General features: G+C 59.3%; 13 protein-coding genes. 5 read left to right on the top strand and 8 right to left on the bottom strand.

What is annotated here, in order from left to right; translation table 11 throughout:
- Nucleotides 1–180: 180 nt before the first annotated feature.
- Nucleotides 181–1,146 (bottom strand): acyl-CoA desaturase, encoded by a 966-nt coding sequence (locus tag AB4Y89_RS05405; protein ID WP_442299888.1) that lies wholly within the window; start codon nucleotides 1,144–1,146, stop codon nucleotides 181–183.
- 192 nt (nucleotides 1,147–1,338) lie between these two features.
- Between AB4Y89_RS05405 and AB4Y89_RS05400 the strand changes: the two genes are divergently transcribed.
- From AB4Y89_RS05400 to AB4Y89_RS05385, 4 genes are all read left to right on the top strand, one after another.
- On the top strand, nucleotides 1,339–2,649 hold the full coding sequence (locus AB4Y89_RS05400) for an FAD-dependent oxidoreductase (RefSeq protein ID WP_442299887.1): 1,311 nt from the start codon (nucleotides 1,339–1,341) through the stop codon (nucleotides 2,647–2,649).
- Nucleotides 2,642–4,042, top strand: coding sequence for an NAD-dependent dihydropyrimidine dehydrogenase subunit PreA (gene preA / locus AB4Y89_RS05395; protein ID WP_442299886.1), 1,401 nt, complete (start codon nucleotides 2,642–2,644; stop codon nucleotides 4,040–4,042). Before AB4Y89_RS05400 ends, preA begins: the two co-directional genes overlap by 8 nt.
- A 42-nt stretch (nucleotides 4,043–4,084) precedes the next feature.
- The gene (locus tag AB4Y89_RS05390; protein ID WP_442299885.1) at nucleotides 4,085–5,551 is read left to right on the top strand and encodes an NCS1 family nucleobase:cation symporter-1; all 1,467 of its coding nucleotides are present in this window, start codon (nucleotides 4,085–4,087) and stop codon (nucleotides 5,549–5,551) included.
- Between the two features lie 73 nt (nucleotides 5,552–5,624).
- A complete protein-coding gene (locus tag AB4Y89_RS05385) occupies nucleotides 5,625–6,911 on the top strand; it encodes a glucuronyl esterase domain-containing protein (RefSeq protein ID WP_442299884.1) in 1,287 nt (428 codons plus the stop codon).
- 63 nt (nucleotides 6,912–6,974) lie between these two features.
- Here the strand turns inward: AB4Y89_RS05385 and AB4Y89_RS05380 are convergent, their stop codons facing one another.
- Entirely contained in the window at nucleotides 6,975–7,829 is an 855-nt protein-coding gene (locus AB4Y89_RS05380; RefSeq protein WP_442299883.1) for an IclR family transcriptional regulator domain-containing protein, read from the bottom strand.
- Between the two features lie 75 nt (nucleotides 7,830–7,904).
- Here AB4Y89_RS05380 and pcaD point away from each other — a divergent pair, with 75 nt between their 5' ends.
- On the top strand, nucleotides 7,905–8,681 hold the full coding sequence (gene pcaD, locus AB4Y89_RS05375; RefSeq protein WP_442299882.1) for a 3-oxoadipate enol-lactonase: 777 nt from the start codon (nucleotides 7,905–7,907) through the stop codon (nucleotides 8,679–8,681).
- A gap of 57 nt (nucleotides 8,682–8,738) precedes the next feature.
- Here the strand turns inward: pcaD and AB4Y89_RS05370 are convergent, their stop codons facing one another.
- The 6 genes from AB4Y89_RS05370 to AB4Y89_RS05345 all read right to left on the bottom strand — a co-directional run bounded on the left by AB4Y89_RS05370 (nucleotide 8,739) and on the right by AB4Y89_RS05345 (nucleotide 14,621).
- Nucleotides 8,739–9,206: a GNAT family N-acetyltransferase gene (locus AB4Y89_RS05370; RefSeq protein ID WP_442299881.1), complete on the bottom strand. Its 468-nt coding sequence runs from the start codon at nucleotides 9,204–9,206 to the stop codon at nucleotides 8,739–8,741.
- A 191-nt stretch (nucleotides 9,207–9,397) separates the two neighbouring features.
- Nucleotides 9,398–11,008: a glucose-6-phosphate isomerase gene (gene pgi, locus AB4Y89_RS05365; RefSeq protein ID WP_442299880.1), complete on the bottom strand. Its 1,611-nt coding sequence runs from the start codon at nucleotides 11,006–11,008 to the stop codon at nucleotides 9,398–9,400.
- Between the two features lie 279 nt (nucleotides 11,009–11,287).
- Entirely contained in the window at nucleotides 11,288–11,974 is a 687-nt protein-coding gene (locus tag AB4Y89_RS05360; protein ID WP_442299879.1) for a peroxiredoxin-like family protein, read from the bottom strand.
- Nucleotides 11,975–11,976: 2 nt separating this feature from the next.
- Entirely contained in the window at nucleotides 11,977–12,906 is a 930-nt protein-coding gene (locus AB4Y89_RS05355) for a dienelactone hydrolase family protein (protein WP_442299878.1), read from the bottom strand.
- 177 nt (nucleotides 12,907–13,083) lie between these two features.
- Nucleotides 13,084–13,701 carry a hypothetical protein gene (locus AB4Y89_RS05350; protein ID WP_442299877.1) on the bottom strand — a complete coding sequence of 206 codons (618 nt, stop codon included), beginning with the start codon at nucleotides 13,699–13,701 and terminating at the stop codon, nucleotides 13,084–13,086.
- A 26-nt stretch (nucleotides 13,702–13,727) separates the two neighbouring features.
- On the bottom strand, nucleotides 13,728–14,621 hold the full coding sequence (locus tag AB4Y89_RS05345) for a universal stress protein (protein ID WP_442299876.1): 894 nt from the start codon (nucleotides 14,619–14,621) through the stop codon (nucleotides 13,728–13,730).
- Nucleotides 14,622–15,100: the final 479 nt, after the last annotated feature.

The following is a 15,100-nucleotide window of genomic DNA, read 5'->3' as shown; positions in this document are numbered from 1 at the left end:
TAGGGATTCCTCATCCTATGGGCGTTTTCCGCAATGAAAACGCCGGTGCATACCCTTCCGGAACCCCAGCAATAGGGAAAACGCTCTCTAAGTGTACCGAGGATGGCCGGCTGGTCGCGCGTTACCGGCAAAAACTGAGGCCCGCATCTGCGGGCCTCAATGAGATAGATGGATACTTGACTAGCTGCCGGCCGGCCGGGGATCTTTCGGATCCCACTGTGCGATCAGGACCTTCTTGGCGAGACCAAGTTTCTCCAACACCCAGATGCCGTAGTAGTTGATATCGAACTCGTACCAGCGCAGGCCGTGACGGGCGCTTACCGGGTGAGCGTGATGGTTGTTGTGCCAGCCTTCGCCGCCGGTCAGCAGAGCGACCCACCAGTTGTTGCGGGAGTCGTCGCGAGTCTCAAAGCGGCGCGCTCCCCACAGGTGCGTTGCCGAGTTGACCAGCCAGGTGGAGTGCAGGCCAAGCACTGTACGGAGGAAGATGCCCCACAGCACCATCGACCAACCGCCGATGACGTAGCAGATGGCGGCAGCGGTGGCGATCGAGAGCCAGTGGTACTTCGACATGAAGACCTGGAAACGGTCCCTGGTCAGGTCTGGCGCATAGCGAGCCAGCATCGCGGTGTGCGTATGCAGGGTGCGGCCGGAGATGATCCAGCCGGCATGGGCCCACCATGTGCCGTCGTGCGGCGTGTGCGGGTCGCCCTCGTGATCGCTGAGCTGGTGGTGAACACGATGTGTCGCTACCCAGAAGATTGGTCCGCCTTCAAGGGCGAGCGTGCCGCAGATGGTCAGGCAGTACTCCAGCCACTTGGGGACCTTGTAGCCGCGGTGCGTCAGCAGGCGGTGATAGCACATGCCGATGCCAACGTTGATGGCGAGGAAGTACAGCACCACAAACGCAGCCAGGTTCTTCCAGGAGAAACAGAAGAGCGCGGCAATCGCTCCCACATGGAACGCGCCCATGAAGATGGACGTGATCCAATTGATCTTTCCGCCCTGGGCAGCGCGGCCCATCAAAACGTCGGTGTTGGGCCGAGTCTTCAACAGGGGCGGACTTACCAGGAAGGACTGCGGTGCGGTAGACGTGCTGTTAATCGTCTCTACTTCCGAGGTCGGTGGGAGTACGGTATTTGCCAAAATCTGTTCCTTTAATAATGGAGACAACCTTGTTTAACAGTATCAGCGTTAGCACAGAATTGCTGTGATTCCGGTCATTTCTTTCCGGTCCCAGAAACAAATAGGGAAACCCCTGATTCTATTGACTTACCTTGTGGGAAGGGGTAGCTTGCAATCTCTACGATCAGTTTGTTTGAACGGAGGGCCACGATTTTGGGCACCGCATTCACTCCGCATGCCGGTATTACAGCTCGTTTCCCGGAGCTGAAGCCTGCATTGACGCCACAGGCGGCAATGGTGGAAGCCAACCGCTGCCTGAACTGCTTTGACGCGCCTTGTACCGCTGCCTGTCCCACACACATCGACGTTCCGCGCTTCATTAAGAAGATTGCCTCGGGCAATATCGCCGGCTCCGCCCGCAGCATTCTTGAAGCCAATGTCCTGGCGGGAAGCTGCGCCCGCGTGTGTCCGGTCGAGGTGCTCTGCGAAGGTTCCTGCGTGATGCATCACCGCGCTGAGAAGCCGATTATGATTGGCCGGCTGCAGCGCTATGCCATGGATAACTTTTATGGGCGCGGCCTGCAGATTCCAGTTCGTCAGCGTCCTGAGCTGCCACTGCGAGTCGCTTGTGTCGGCGGCGGCCCCGCGAGCCTGGCCTGCGCGGCGGAGCTTCGCCAGGCCGGTGTGCAGGTAACGGTCTTCGACAAGCGCGATCTCGCCGGAGGTTTGAATACCTACGGAGTGGCGGAATACAAACTACGCGTCAGCGAATCACTGCGCGAGGTGGAAGCGATCCAATCCATGGGCGTTGAGATCCTGCAGCGTGAGATTGGGATCGAAGATTTCGCAGCCCTGGAACAGGAGTTCGACGCGATCTTTCTCGGTGTCGGGCTTGGGGAGATGCACCGGCTTCGCATCCCCGGTGGAGAGACCGGCGTGATGGATGCGCTGGACCTGATCGCCGGGTATAAGACCGGAGAGATCCTCTCCGTCGGCCGGACCGTAGCTGTCATCGGCTGTGGCAACACCGCGATTGACGCAGCCGTAGCCTCAAAACGGCTTGGCGCCGAAGAAGTTCACATCGTCTATCGCCGCGGTCCGGAGGAGATGTCCGCTTTCGGCTTCGAATATGAACACGCTCTGCAGGAGGGTGTGAAGTTCCTGTGGTGGCAGCAGCCGATTGCACTGGATGCAGGCACGCTGCTTTGCGCCGGGACATCGATCAACGAAGCCGGAGAGCTTGTCGTCGGCGAGATGCGGACCCAGCTTGCCGCTGAAGTCGTGGTGCCGGCGATTGGCCAGTCTCCGCTTGCGAAATGGCTGTCTTCGGTGAAAGGAATCCAGCTCGCCAAAGGACGTGTTGTGGTGGACCGTGCTACCGGCGCCACCAGCCACGCGAAGTACTTCGGCGGTGGCGACTGCGTAAACGGCGGCCGCGAAGTGGTGGATGCTGTCGCCGATGGCAAGAGAGCCGCGCGTGGCATCACCGCAGCTCTGGGAATAACGGAGGTGGCTCATGGCTAGCCTGAAGACGACCTTTGCCGGTATCGAGTGCATCAACCCTTTCTGGCTGGCGAGTGCGCCGCCAACCAATTGCGGCGAACAGGTGATGCGCGCCTTTGACGCGGGTTGGGGAGGAGCGGTCTGGAAGACGATTGGTGAGCCAATCACCAATGTCAGCTCGCGCTACAGTTCCGTCGATTGGGCAGGGCAGCGCATGATGGGCCTGAATAATATCGAACTCATCAGTGACCGGCCCATCGAAGTCAACCTGGCGGAGATTGCCGAGGTGAAGCGGCGGTATCCAAAACACGCCGTCATCGCTTCGCTGATGGTGGAGTCGCGCCGCGATGTCTGGCACGAGATGGTGAAGCGAGCCGAAGATGCCGGGTCCGATGGCCTGGAGCTGAACTTCGGCTGTCCCCATGGCATGAGCGAACGCGGCATGGGATCGGCCGTCGGTCAGGTTCCGGAATACGCGCAGATGATCACCGAGTGGGTAAAGGAGGTCGCGCGTACGCCGGTGCTGGTGAAGCTGACCCCGAACATCACGGACATTCGTGTAGTGGCTCGGGCGGCAAAGCAGGGCGGCGCCGATGCACTGTCTGCGATTAACACCATCAACTCCATCACGGGCATCGATCTGGATACCTTCACGCCACGGCCGAACGTGGACGGTAAGAGCTCGCACGGCGGTTACTGCGGTCCGGCGGTTAAGCCGATTGCGCTGAACATGGTGCAGTCAGTGATGGCCGACCCGGCCTCAGTGTTGCCGATGAGCGCCATTGGAGGGATTGGTACCTGGCGCGATGCAGCCGAGTTCCTGCTGGTGGGCGCGGGCACGGTGCAGGTCTGCACTGCGGTGATGCACTATGGCTACCGCATTGTCGAAGATATGATCGACGGCCTGTCGCAGTGGATGGACGAGAAGGGCTTTGCCTCGCTCGACGACTTCCGCGGCCTGAGTCTGCCACGGGTGGCCGAGTGGAAACACCTGAACCTCAACTACAAGATCGTTGCGCAGATCGATGAGTCGCTATGCATCGGGTGCGACCTCTGCCACATCGCCTGCTGGGACGGAGCGCACCAGTGCATTCACACGGACCGGGTGACGGGGCCGGTGGATGGGCACGTTGAAGTGCATCGCAAGCCGATGGAAGCCGTCCATGCCACGATGAGCTCGATCGCCGTGACTCGCATTCCGAAGATGGATCCGCCGGTGGTCTCGCAGGGGCTCCACAAGGCGCCGCTTGCCAGGATTCCCCGTGTGGACGAGACCGAGTGTGTCGGATGTAACCTGTGTTCACTAGTTTGTCCGGTTGAAGATTGCATCACCATGAAGGAAGTCCCAGTAGGTCTTGCTCCGGAGACGTGGGAAGAGCGGACTGTGAAGCTGGGGATCGTTGAACAATGCTGAGCCCATACGCAAGGAAAAAGGGCTCGAGGAAAACAGGTGATCATGCCGCAGCAGCAGGCCAACAGTCTGTACAACGAGGACCTGGCGCCAATCCCGTTTACTGAGCGCTCCTGGGGTGTCTACAACTACGTTTCACTCTGGGTGGCGATGTCGGTCTGTATTCCCACCTACATGCTCGCCAGCGGTCTCATCGCCAACGGCATGAGCTGGAAACAGGCGCTCGGGACGATCTTTCTGGGGAACCTCATCGTCCTCGTCCCCATGATCCTGAACGCCCATGCAGGAGCTAAATACGGGATTCCGTTTCCGGTCTACGTCCGCGCTTCATTCGGCGTACGCGGAGCAAATATCCCGGCGGTGCTGCGAGCTTTGGTGGCGTGCGGATGGTTCGGCATCCAGTGCTGGATCGGCGGGCAGGCGATCTACTCCATGCTGCGTGTGATCGCTCCTGCCATCGCGTCGGCGCCCGCCGCGGTCTGGATCTGCTTCTTCGCCTTCTGGGCCATCAACATGGCGGTGATCTGGCGCGGGATTGAGGTCATCCGCTGGCTGCAGGTTGTCTCCGCCCCCTTCATGCTCATCGTTGGTCTGCTGCTGCTCTTCTGGATGACAGGAAAGGCCGGTGGGCTTTCTGCAACCCTGGCGAATGCCGCGACCTTCCATGCAGGAGCGGCAAAGGCCGATTTCTGGAAGATCTTCGTTCCATCGCTGACGGCGATTGTCGGCTTCTGGGCAACGGTGGCGCTTAACATTCCGGACTTTACCCGTTACGCGAAATCGCAGCGTGCCCAGATGGTTGGCCAGGCGATTGGCCTCCCTCCAGCCATGACGCTCTATTCCTTCATCGGTATTGCGGTGACCTCCGCTTCGTCGCTCGTCTTCGGCGTGGCTCTCTGGGATCCGGTCGTACTGCTCGGGCACTTCAATCAGCCGGTCGTTGCCTGCATCGGTCTGGTGGCGCTGTTGCTGGCCACGTTGAATACGAATGTTGCCGCGAACGTGGTCTCGCCGTCGAATGACTTCTCCAATCTCAACCCCCGCTGGATCAGCTTCCGCACCGGAGGCCTGATTACCGGGGTGCTTGGCATTCTGTGCATGCCCTGGAAGCTTGCTGCGGATCCGGCACGGTATATCAACGGCTGGCTGGTGGGTTACTCCGGCCTGCTGGGCCCGATTGCCGGCATCATGATCGCGGACTACTTCCTGGTGCGCGGCCGGGAGCTCGATCCGGATGGGCTGTACCTCCGGGGCGGCCCGTATGAATACTCCGACGGCTTCAACATCCGCGCCATCATTGCTCTGATAGCCGGCATCGTTGTCGCCCTGGTGGGCATCGTTGTTCCCCCGCTCCGCTGGCTGTACGACTATGCCTGGTTTGTCGGTTTCATCGTTTCGGGCTTGCTGTATTGCCTGCTGATGATGGGGGCAACGACGGCCAAGGGAAGTACCCCACTGCTCGTGGAACACAGGCTCCCCGGCGCCGCCGTTCTTGAGGGTGAGGGCGCCTGAAAATAAAGGCTGCCGAATTTTCATTTGACAGCAGAGTTGCAGCTTTTTTAGTTTGTGTGCCCGGAGAAAATCCATGACCCGAACGAAATCTATTGGTAGCGCCATGCTTCTGGCGGCGGTGGCGGTTGCGGCTGCACAGGGTGTTAATCCCAACCATCCGACGAATACCGACGAATCCAAGGTGAAGCCCTACACCTTGCCTGAAGTGCTGAAGACCACTGATGGTAAGCCGGTAAAGGATGCAAAGACCTGGATCAGCAAACGGCGTCCTGAAATTGTGTCACTTTTTGAGACGCAACAATACGGCCGCGCCCCCGGCCGGCCGAAGGATGAGAGCTTCGAGGTTTTTGAAAAAGAAGGAGTTGCGTTTAACGGGAAGGCCATCCGCCGTCAGGTAATGATCCACGTTGATAAGGATCCCGCTGCGCCCCAGATCCAACTGGTGGAGTATCTCCCGGCCAAGGCAAAGGGGCCGTCACCGATGCTTCTCTCCATCAGCTTTACGGCTCCCTCGAACATGATCGACGACCCCGGCATCAAGGTTGGGATGATCTGGGATGCGAAGACTAAGACCAGGGTTCCTGCGGATCAGGGCCGCAAGTTCGGAAAGATCGATGTCGAGGCATTCCTGGACGCGGGTATCGGAGTTTCGACGTTCTACTACGGCGATCTGGACCCGGATTATCTTGGCGGTCTGCAGCAGGGAATTCGCGCCCGTTACCTGAAGTCCGGCCAGATCGAACCCGCTCCGGATGAATGGGGATCGATCAGTGCCTGGGCCTGGGGCATGAGCCGGGTGATGGACTACCTGGAGACCGACAAGGCGGTAGATGCGAAACAGGTTGCGGTCCACGGTGTCTCTCGTTTGGGCAAGACCACGATGTGGGCGGGAGCGCATGACCAGCGGTTCGCCGCCGTGATTGCCAGTTGCAGCGGTGAGGGAGGAGCCGCGCTCAGCCGCCGCGACTACGGAGAGAGGATTGAGGACCTGGTCAGCCCCCGGCGCTACCCCTATCAGTTCGCGATCAACTACCAGAAGTACGCGACCGATGTCAGCAAACTGCCGGTGGATGCGCACATGCTGGTCGCCCTGGTGGCTCCGCGGCCGCTGCTGCTGCAGACCGGGAACACCGATACCTGGTCCGATCCAAAGGGGGAGTTTGAGGCAGAGGTGGCGGCCGGTCCGGTCTACACCTTACTTGGTAAACAGCCTCTGGGAACGACGCAGTGGCCTGCGCCAGACCAGCAGATCTTCCATGACCTCGCCTATTACATGCATGATGGTGGACATGGCATGGTGCCAAATGATTGGAAAGTTTACGTCGAATTCTTAAAGCAACACTTTAAAGTTGCGATGTAGGGGAGATGGACAAAAAGAAGGGGCACGGCAATCGCCGTGCCCCTTCTTCTTTAGCCGAATCTTTTAGCGCAGGAACATGCTGAGCTCGTTGGCGGCTGCGCGCAGGTGCGGCAGATAGCGCTGCTGAAGGTCCGGCAGCGGCATACGGGGCGCATGGCTGGAAAGGTTGAGAGTCGCTACAACTCTGCCCGAAGGGGCGAAGACCGGTACGGCGATCGAGCGCAGGCCGATCTCATACTCCTGGTCGCAGATAGCGAAGCCATTGCGGCGGATATTGCGGATCGCCAGGCGCAGGCGGTCAGGAGTGGTGATGGTGCGGTTGGTGTACGGGTAGTAAGTGATACGCGCGAGGAACTGTTCGAGCTGCTCCGGCGGCAGGTAGGCCAGCAGGACACGGCCCATGGACGTGCAGAAGGCCGGCAGGCGCGAACCGATGTGCAGGTCGACCGCCATGACGCGGGAGACTTGAGAGCGGGCTACGTAAACGATCTCATCACCGTCCAGTGTAGCCACCGAGAACGACTCGCGGAACTGCTGGGTCATGCGCTCCAGGATTGGCTGGGCGGAAGAGGAGAGGGAACTGGACGAGGTGTAGGTGTGCGACAGCGTAAGCAGCCGTGGCCGCAGCGAATAGCGTTGACCGTCCTCGGCGCCGGCGAAGCCAAGCTTCGTCAGGGTGTACAGGCAGCGGCGCACTGCAGCGCGCGACAGACCGGTCTTCGCCGAAAGCTGCGAGATGGTCATCTGCGGTGTCTGTTGGGTGAATGCCTGAATGACGACGAGGCCTCGGGCCAGCGACGTCATAAAATTAGGATCACCAGCAAATTGATCCAGGGATGAAGCCGGCGTCTGCCGGACTGTGGGAGCAGGTGCGGGAGCTTCGGCGATAACGGCGGCAGAGTCAGTCTGGTTCGGCATACAACATCCCGTGCGATAGACGCACTATAGTGACGATAAACGAACGGCGTTACGGAATCAAGGAGAACTGATACGGTGTTGGTTCAACTGGGCGGTGAGGAGACGATCTACTACGAGGCCGCCGGTCCTGAAGGCGCGCCTGCGGTCATCTTTAGCCACTCTCTTGGTCAGGGCACATACCTGTGGAGCGCACAGGCGGAGCACTTCAGCCGCACCTTCCGGACCGTGGTTTATGAGCAGCGGGGCTTTGGCCGCTCAAACTCCCAGCAGCCACCGAATACGCTTGCGGGTATGGGGAACGATGTTCTTGCCCTGATGGATCATCTCGGCATTGCGAAGGCTCATTTCTGCGGTATCTCCATCGGTGGCATGGTCGGCCAGTGGCTGGGTGTAAATGCGGCGGACCGCATCGAGAGACTGGTGCTATCGAATACGGCTGCCAAGATCGGCACGTCCGAGTTCTGGCAGAAACGCGCGGAAGGTACCCGGCTTGCGGGTGTGGAACAGTTTCTGCCGGGGAGCGCGGAGCGCTGGCTGACGGCGGACTTCCGAGCGGAGCATCCCGAGGTGGTCCCGGAGCTGGAGAACTCCGTTCGCCGCAGCAGCATCGCAGGTTATGCCGCCGGTTGCGAGGTGCTGGCAACGACGGATCTTCGTGAGAGCGTGAACCAGATCCCGCTGCAGGTGCTTTGCATCGCAGGCAATGAAGATCCAACCACGCCTCCTGCGGACCAGAAGTTTCTGGTCGAGCAGATTCCTTCGGCACGGTATCGTGAACTGCCCTCAGGCCATCTCTCGTGCCTCAATCGGCCGGGTCTATGGAATGAGGCAGTGATGGAGTTTCTGGCTTAGGGGAGATTGAAGAATTGAATAATGTTCGAGCGTAGCTCGAACGGGTTGGGCGCAATCCTATGCAATTTCCAGATGCAGGAACTGGCTGAAACCTGTGGGGACGTAGTCTCCAAACGGTTCGCCAAACTGAAAGCCGAAGTTTCGGTAGAGCTGTACTGCTGCGTCAAAGGCTGGGCCGCTGCCGGTCTCGAGGCTCAGGCGCTTGATCCCGCACTGCTTCGCTGTCTCCACGATATGGGTGAGGATCGCTCTGCCGACGCCCTGTTTCAGGAAGTCAGGATGAGTCCGCATGGACTTGATCTCCGCTGCGTCTGCGCTGAGCATGCGCAGTGCTCCTACTCCAGCCAGACGATTTCCGCGCCATGCGCTCCAGGTTGTGATCTCGGGCTTCTTCAGGCCCGAGAGGTCGAGAGCATACACGCTCTCCGGCGGTGAAGAAGCACGCATCCCGGCCAGATGAAGCGCGAGCAGATCGCGCGTGTGGGGATCGTCAAAGTCAGCAATGCGGATCTCGAGCGATTCCATGCGAACCAGTCTCTCTGAAGATGTAAAAGGCCTGCTCTTCTTGATGAAGAGCAGGCCTCTACGGTTGCGAGATTTGTTTAAAGCATTTTCCCTGTTGCTGAGTATCCCGGGAGAGGAGTGCAGCGGCGTTTTCATTGCGGAAAACGCCCATAGATGCGGAAGCCCTACTCTACACCTACAGGGAAAATGCTCTAGTTGCGGCGGGCCTTGCGGTAACGCTCGATCAGAGCGTTGGTGGAGGTGTCGTGCTTCAGTTCGCCTGCACCCTCGAGCTCGGGAACGATGCGCATGGCGAGTACTTTGCCAAGCTCTACGCCCCACTGGTCGAAGGAGTCGATATTCCAGATCACACCCTGGGTGAAGACGATGTGCTCGTACAGAGCCACCAGTGTTCCCAGCACCTTCGGAGTCAGCTCCTCGGCGAGGATGGTGTTCGACGGACGGTTGCCCTCGAAGACGCGGTGCGGTACCAGCCAGTCGGCTGTACCCTCAGCCTTCACCTGCTCCGCGGTCTTACCGAAGGCCAGAGCCTCGGTCTGCGCGAAGACATTCGCCATCAGCAGGTCGTGGTGATTGCCTACTGCGTTCAGCGAGCGCATGAAGCCGATGAAGTCGGCAGGGATCAAGCGCGTGCCCTGGTGGATCAACTGGTAGAAGCTATGCTGGCCGTTGGTGCCGGGCTCGCCCCAGTAGATGGCGCCGGTATCGTGGGCGACATGCTCGCCCTGCAGCGTAACGTGCTTGCCGTTCGACTCCATGGTGAGCTGCTGCAGGTAAGCAGGGAAGCGCTTTAGATACTGGTCATAAGGCAGCACAGCATAGGTCTGTGCGCCGAAGAAGTCGGTGTACCACACGCTCAGCAGGCCCAGGATGACCGGCAGGTTCTTCTCGAATGGGGTGGAGCGGAAGTGCTCGTCCATCTCATGAAAGCCGGCGAGCATCTGGCGGAAGTTGTCAGGACCGATTGCGATCATCGTCGACAGACCGATGGCTGAGTCCATGGAGTAGCGTCCGCCGACCCAGTCCCAGAAGCCGAACATGTTGGCCGTGTCGATACCGAACTTCGCCACTTCCTTGGCATTGGTGGAGATGGCTACGAAGTGATTGGCAACGGCCTTCTCATCTTTCAGCCCCTTCAGCAGCCACTCGCGCGCGGTGTGCGCGTTCGTCATGGTCTCCAGAGTGGTGAAGGTCTTCGACGCGATCAGGAAGAGCGTTGTCTCCGGATCCAGGTCATGGGTCGCTTCAGCGATGTCAGTTCCATCGACGTTAGAGACAAAACGGAACCCGATGTCGCGCTTGGAGTAGTGGCGGAGCGCCTCGTAGGCCATCACCGGGCCGAGGTCCGATCCACCGATGCCGACGTTGACGACTGTCTTGATCGTCTTGCCGGTAAAGCCCTTCCACTCACCGGAACGGACGCGATCAGCAAAGCCGGACATCTTGTCCAGGACTTCGTGAACCTCGGGAACAACATCCTTGCCGTCGGAGAAGATCTGGGTGCCCTTGGGGGCCCGCAGAGCGATGTGCAGTACCGAGCGGTTCTCAGTGATGTTGATCTTTTCGCCGGAGAACATGGCGACGATCTTGTCCTTCAGGCCGGCTTCATTGGCCAGCGAGAGCAGCAGATTCAGGGTCTCGTCGGTGATGCGGTTCTTGGAGAAATCGACGAAGACTCCGGCAGCCTCAAGGGCATAGCGCTCGGCGCGGCCGGGATCAGTGGCAAACAGCTCGCGCAGGTGAGTCTTTTCAATAGCCTTGTAGTGCTGCGCAAGCGCGCTCCATGCGGTCGAAGTGCTCATAACGAAATATTCTGCTCCGTTCTATGTCTTGTAGCAGGTGAGTGTTTTGGCCGCAGCCGACGTGTCTCGCGGCCCATCAGTTTCATTAGAGCATTTTCCTGTTACTGGGTATTCCGGAAGGTGCGTGCAGCGGCGTTTTCATTGCGGAAAACGCCCATAGATGCGGAAGCCCTACTCTATACCTACAGGGAAATGCTCTATCGCCGAGCCCGAGGCCCCTTCGATAGATGACCGGCAGGGGCGGTTTGGTGCCCGAGAGAAAGATCGCGATACGGATTTTTATGGAAGCGCCGCCAGGACATCGGCAGGCTCCGGACGCACACGGAAGTCTGCATGCGCCTCGGCGAAGCGAATCGTGCCGTCCTGGCCAACGACGAAGGTGGCCGGCAGGGGCAGGCGCCATGCCGCGTCCGTCGCCGGCTTCAGGGCGTTCTGGCCGGTGTTGATGAAAGGAATATTGACCAGAATCGACCGGTAGTACTGTTGCATGGCCGGCGATGGCGTATAGGCGATGCCAAACTTTTCGGCAAGCTCTGAACCCTCATCCCGCAGCAGAGGAAAGAGTAAGGCGTGCTGCTGCACGGTAAAGTCAGACTGGCGTACGGTCTGCGGCGAGACTGCCACGAACAAGGCTCCGCGCTCCCGCAGCAACGGGTATAGCTCGCGCCAGGTCTCCAGTTCGGTGATGCAGTAGGGACACCAGCGTCCGCGGAAGAAGTTGATGACCAGCGGTCCCAGAGCGAGAAGGTCCGCGGAACGGATGGGTTTGCCGCTGATGGCATCGGGAAGAGAAAACTCAGGAGCCCTGGAGCCTACGGGGAGAATACGGTCTTCAATGCCGGTCGCGAATAACTCAGCGATGGCGTTTTCATTGATTTCCAGACGCTCAGCCTGGACGAGCCGCCGCGTGTTCGCGGTGATCTCGTCCAGTTGCGTCTGCAGTACAGGGATACTCTGTTCGTCCACTCTTACATGGTAGACATGTCGTGGCAGTCCATGGTGGCTGCGGCAGCCTTTTTAGACTTGCTACCCTTCGCTGCCTTGGCGACCATCGAACGGTTGGGGGTGCTTTCTACAGGGGATTTCTTTGTCCCTGAGAGTGACTTCAGCAGTGTTGTCAGGCGCGCATATCCGTCGTCACGCGCCTTCTTGTTATTCGGGTTGGTATCAGTCGGGTCAACGCCAGCACGCATGAATCCATGGCCTGCGCCGTCATAGGTGACTGGTTCGTAGGTCTTGCCGGCGGCTTTCATCGCTTCGATGGTCGAGGGAATGGTGGCATCGATGCGCGCGTCGTTGCCCGCGTAGAAGCCATATACCGGTACGGTGATCTTCTTCATATCGTCCGCGGTGGGTGGCGGTCCGTAGAAGACATACGCGGCGGAGATGTCGTGGTTATTCGTCGCAAAGCGGAAGGTCTGTCCTCCGCCCCAGCAGAAGCCGCCGACGGCGATCTTGCCGTTGCCGGCGGGAATCGTCTTTGCATACGCGACCGCGGCATTCAGGCCTTCGGTGACGGCGTCGGGCGAGAGCGTGGAGACGGCCTTGGTGACCTCATCACGGGTGGCGAACGAATCGGTATTGCCGCCGTTCGGACCTTTACCGGTAAGCAGGTCCGGAGCCACTACGATGTAGCCGCTGGCGGCAAGGTCGTCGGCCATGGTCTTCATCCAGTCACTCAGCCCGAAGATCTCGTGAATGAGAACGACGACGGGAGCTTTGTCCTTGATCTCCGGATAGACGACGAAGGCCTGGACCGGTCCACCGGAGGTCTTCAGGGAGATGTACTCGCGGTGACGCGGAGACTTGTCGAGGCGGGTTTTGGCCCAGTCCTGGGCGTGAAGGGTTGCAGCAGAGACGGGCAACAGCAACGAGCAGGCAAGCAGGAGTCGGCGCATGCGCAGCAGTGTAGAGCATTTTTCCTGTTGCTGGGTATCCCGGAGAACCGTACAGCGGCGTTTTCATTTTGCGGAAAACGCCCATAGATGCATAAGCCCTGCACCACACCTACAGGAAAATGCTCTAGAGCGAGCGAGAACCCATCGGCAATTGGGGAAATGTAATTTGTTGCCGAATCAGTGGATGTGCCGCAGCGTAGATGTCGGCGGCACGTGGTGAGGATATGGTCTTTCCTGCAGCAGCATGCATGCCAAACCGATGTTGACGGTCCCGAAGCCAAGCAGATAGCCGTAGAGCATGCGCATCGAGGTGTCCGTTGCCAGGGGTGCTTCCATGAGGGCGCTGATCAGAAAGTAAAGCGATGCGGCGCCGGAGACGAGTGCCGAGGCATACACCACGATCGTGCGATGGTGACGCCACACATGACGAGCTGTGGCGATGTCTGACACGGCAGCCGCTCCGGCTTGTGCCGCTACCAGATAGAAGAACCAATGCAGACGGGCATGTTCAAAGGCGATGGTCGCCAGCAGCAACGAGATCGTGATACCAACCGATCCCTGCAACCGGCTTGCAATCTGGCCAGGGCGCTTGGGGAGCGCAAAGCTTTCAAAGAACACCAAGGCACTGTCTGCCGCGCCATAGCCTGCCAGAAATAACACTGACAGCACCATGGCAAACGGCAATAGTAAGACCGAGGACGACATCTGCGGGATAAGCAGAATGGCACAGCCGAACAGGATCGCCAGAACCCCGCGGAACAACGTGATAATCCAATATGTTTCGTAGCGGTGCATGGCGGCCCTCCTATCCGGGGTGATGCCTAGCGAACAGTCAAGACAGGACACGGAGCTTCCTGGATCAGGCGTGTGAGCGTGGTCCAAAGAGCTCGACTTGAGAGCGGACCCTTATTATGGCGGCCCGTAACGATAAGGTTGGCCTCGCACTGCTTGGCCTGCGCGACGATCTCCCGTGAGGGTTCGCCGTGCCGTACACGATATCCAGCCTGGCAGAACGCCGTTGCATCGGCCGGCACCAGTTGCTGAAGCCGATGTTCAATCGCCTCGCGTTCTTCGCTGGTAGGCCAGCCGGCCTTGGGCAGGACGTGCAACAGTGTCAGCTTTGCCTGAAACTCCTCGGCGAGCGAGGTCGCATACTGCGCCGCATGCAATGCTGCGGGTTCAAGATCGGTGGCAAGCAGAATGCAGGTGGGCGTTTCGGCGACTTTGGCCTCCGGGCCGATGATCATGACCGGAATGGGGGACCGGCGCAACATCGACTCCGCCACGGAACCAAGCAGGACTTTCTCAAATCCGCGCGCGCCATGTGAGCCGACCACCAGCAGATCGATTGCTTCGTCTTTGACCACTCTGGCAAGCTCCTCGTTCAGATAGCCTTCGCGGATGGCGATGCGGTGAGGCACGGTGGTCAATTCCATATGTGCCGCGATCTGTGCCGCCATGCGCTTTTCGGCATGGGCGCAGGCGGCCGACGAGGCTTCAATGGTAGTCAGCGTGGCGTCGGGCGTAATGACCGGAGGAATGATGTTGTGGAAGAGCACCAATTCAGCCTGGTACGTACGAGCCAGATGGCAGGCTGCGAACAGGGCCGCATCCGCGTAGGAGGAAAAATCGGTCGCGACGAGAATATGCCGGAACTTCAACCGTGTGGTCTGAAGGTGAATCTCAACAGCTGCGGAATGGGAACTGAGCGCCATGAAACACACTCCTTTCGCGGCCGCTGGCAGCAAAGTAAGAGTGCGCGTGTCCGGGAATCGAAGTCGGTGATGGCAATCACACCGGCTACCGAACGGGGCGATCCCGAGGTCAGCGCTGCTGCATGCCTCCGGCCAGGTCTCGTCGGCCTATCTAGCCACACTGGGTCAACGAGACGGCAATATTGTCGCCCCGAAGAATCATGGGCGTCCATATTTTGTTTTGATGCTCAAAAGGCTTGCTCCGGCCAATCACGCGGCCGGAGCAAGCCTTTTGTTGCGCTATTCTTTCCCGCGCCTGCTTTTCCTATAGGCGTATCGACAAGTTCGTTTGGTCTGAGAATCATGGTTTGAAAGCGGTGGGAGCAGCGGGCTTCAGCCCGCTGATAAACGGCAAAAAGTAATGGGCTTTTAGAGTCTGTGTGAGTACTTGCTTTTCGGGGTTATTTATACGAGAAGAGAGTATGTCACGGTATTTGCCG

It is taken from the genome of Terriglobus sp. 2YAB30_2, from assembly GCF_052114765.1.
GTDB lineage: Bacteria > Acidobacteriota > Terriglobia > Terriglobales > Acidobacteriaceae > Terriglobus.
Note: the sequence above shows the minus strand (reverse complement) of the source record. Positions and strands in the feature narration are given on the sequence as shown.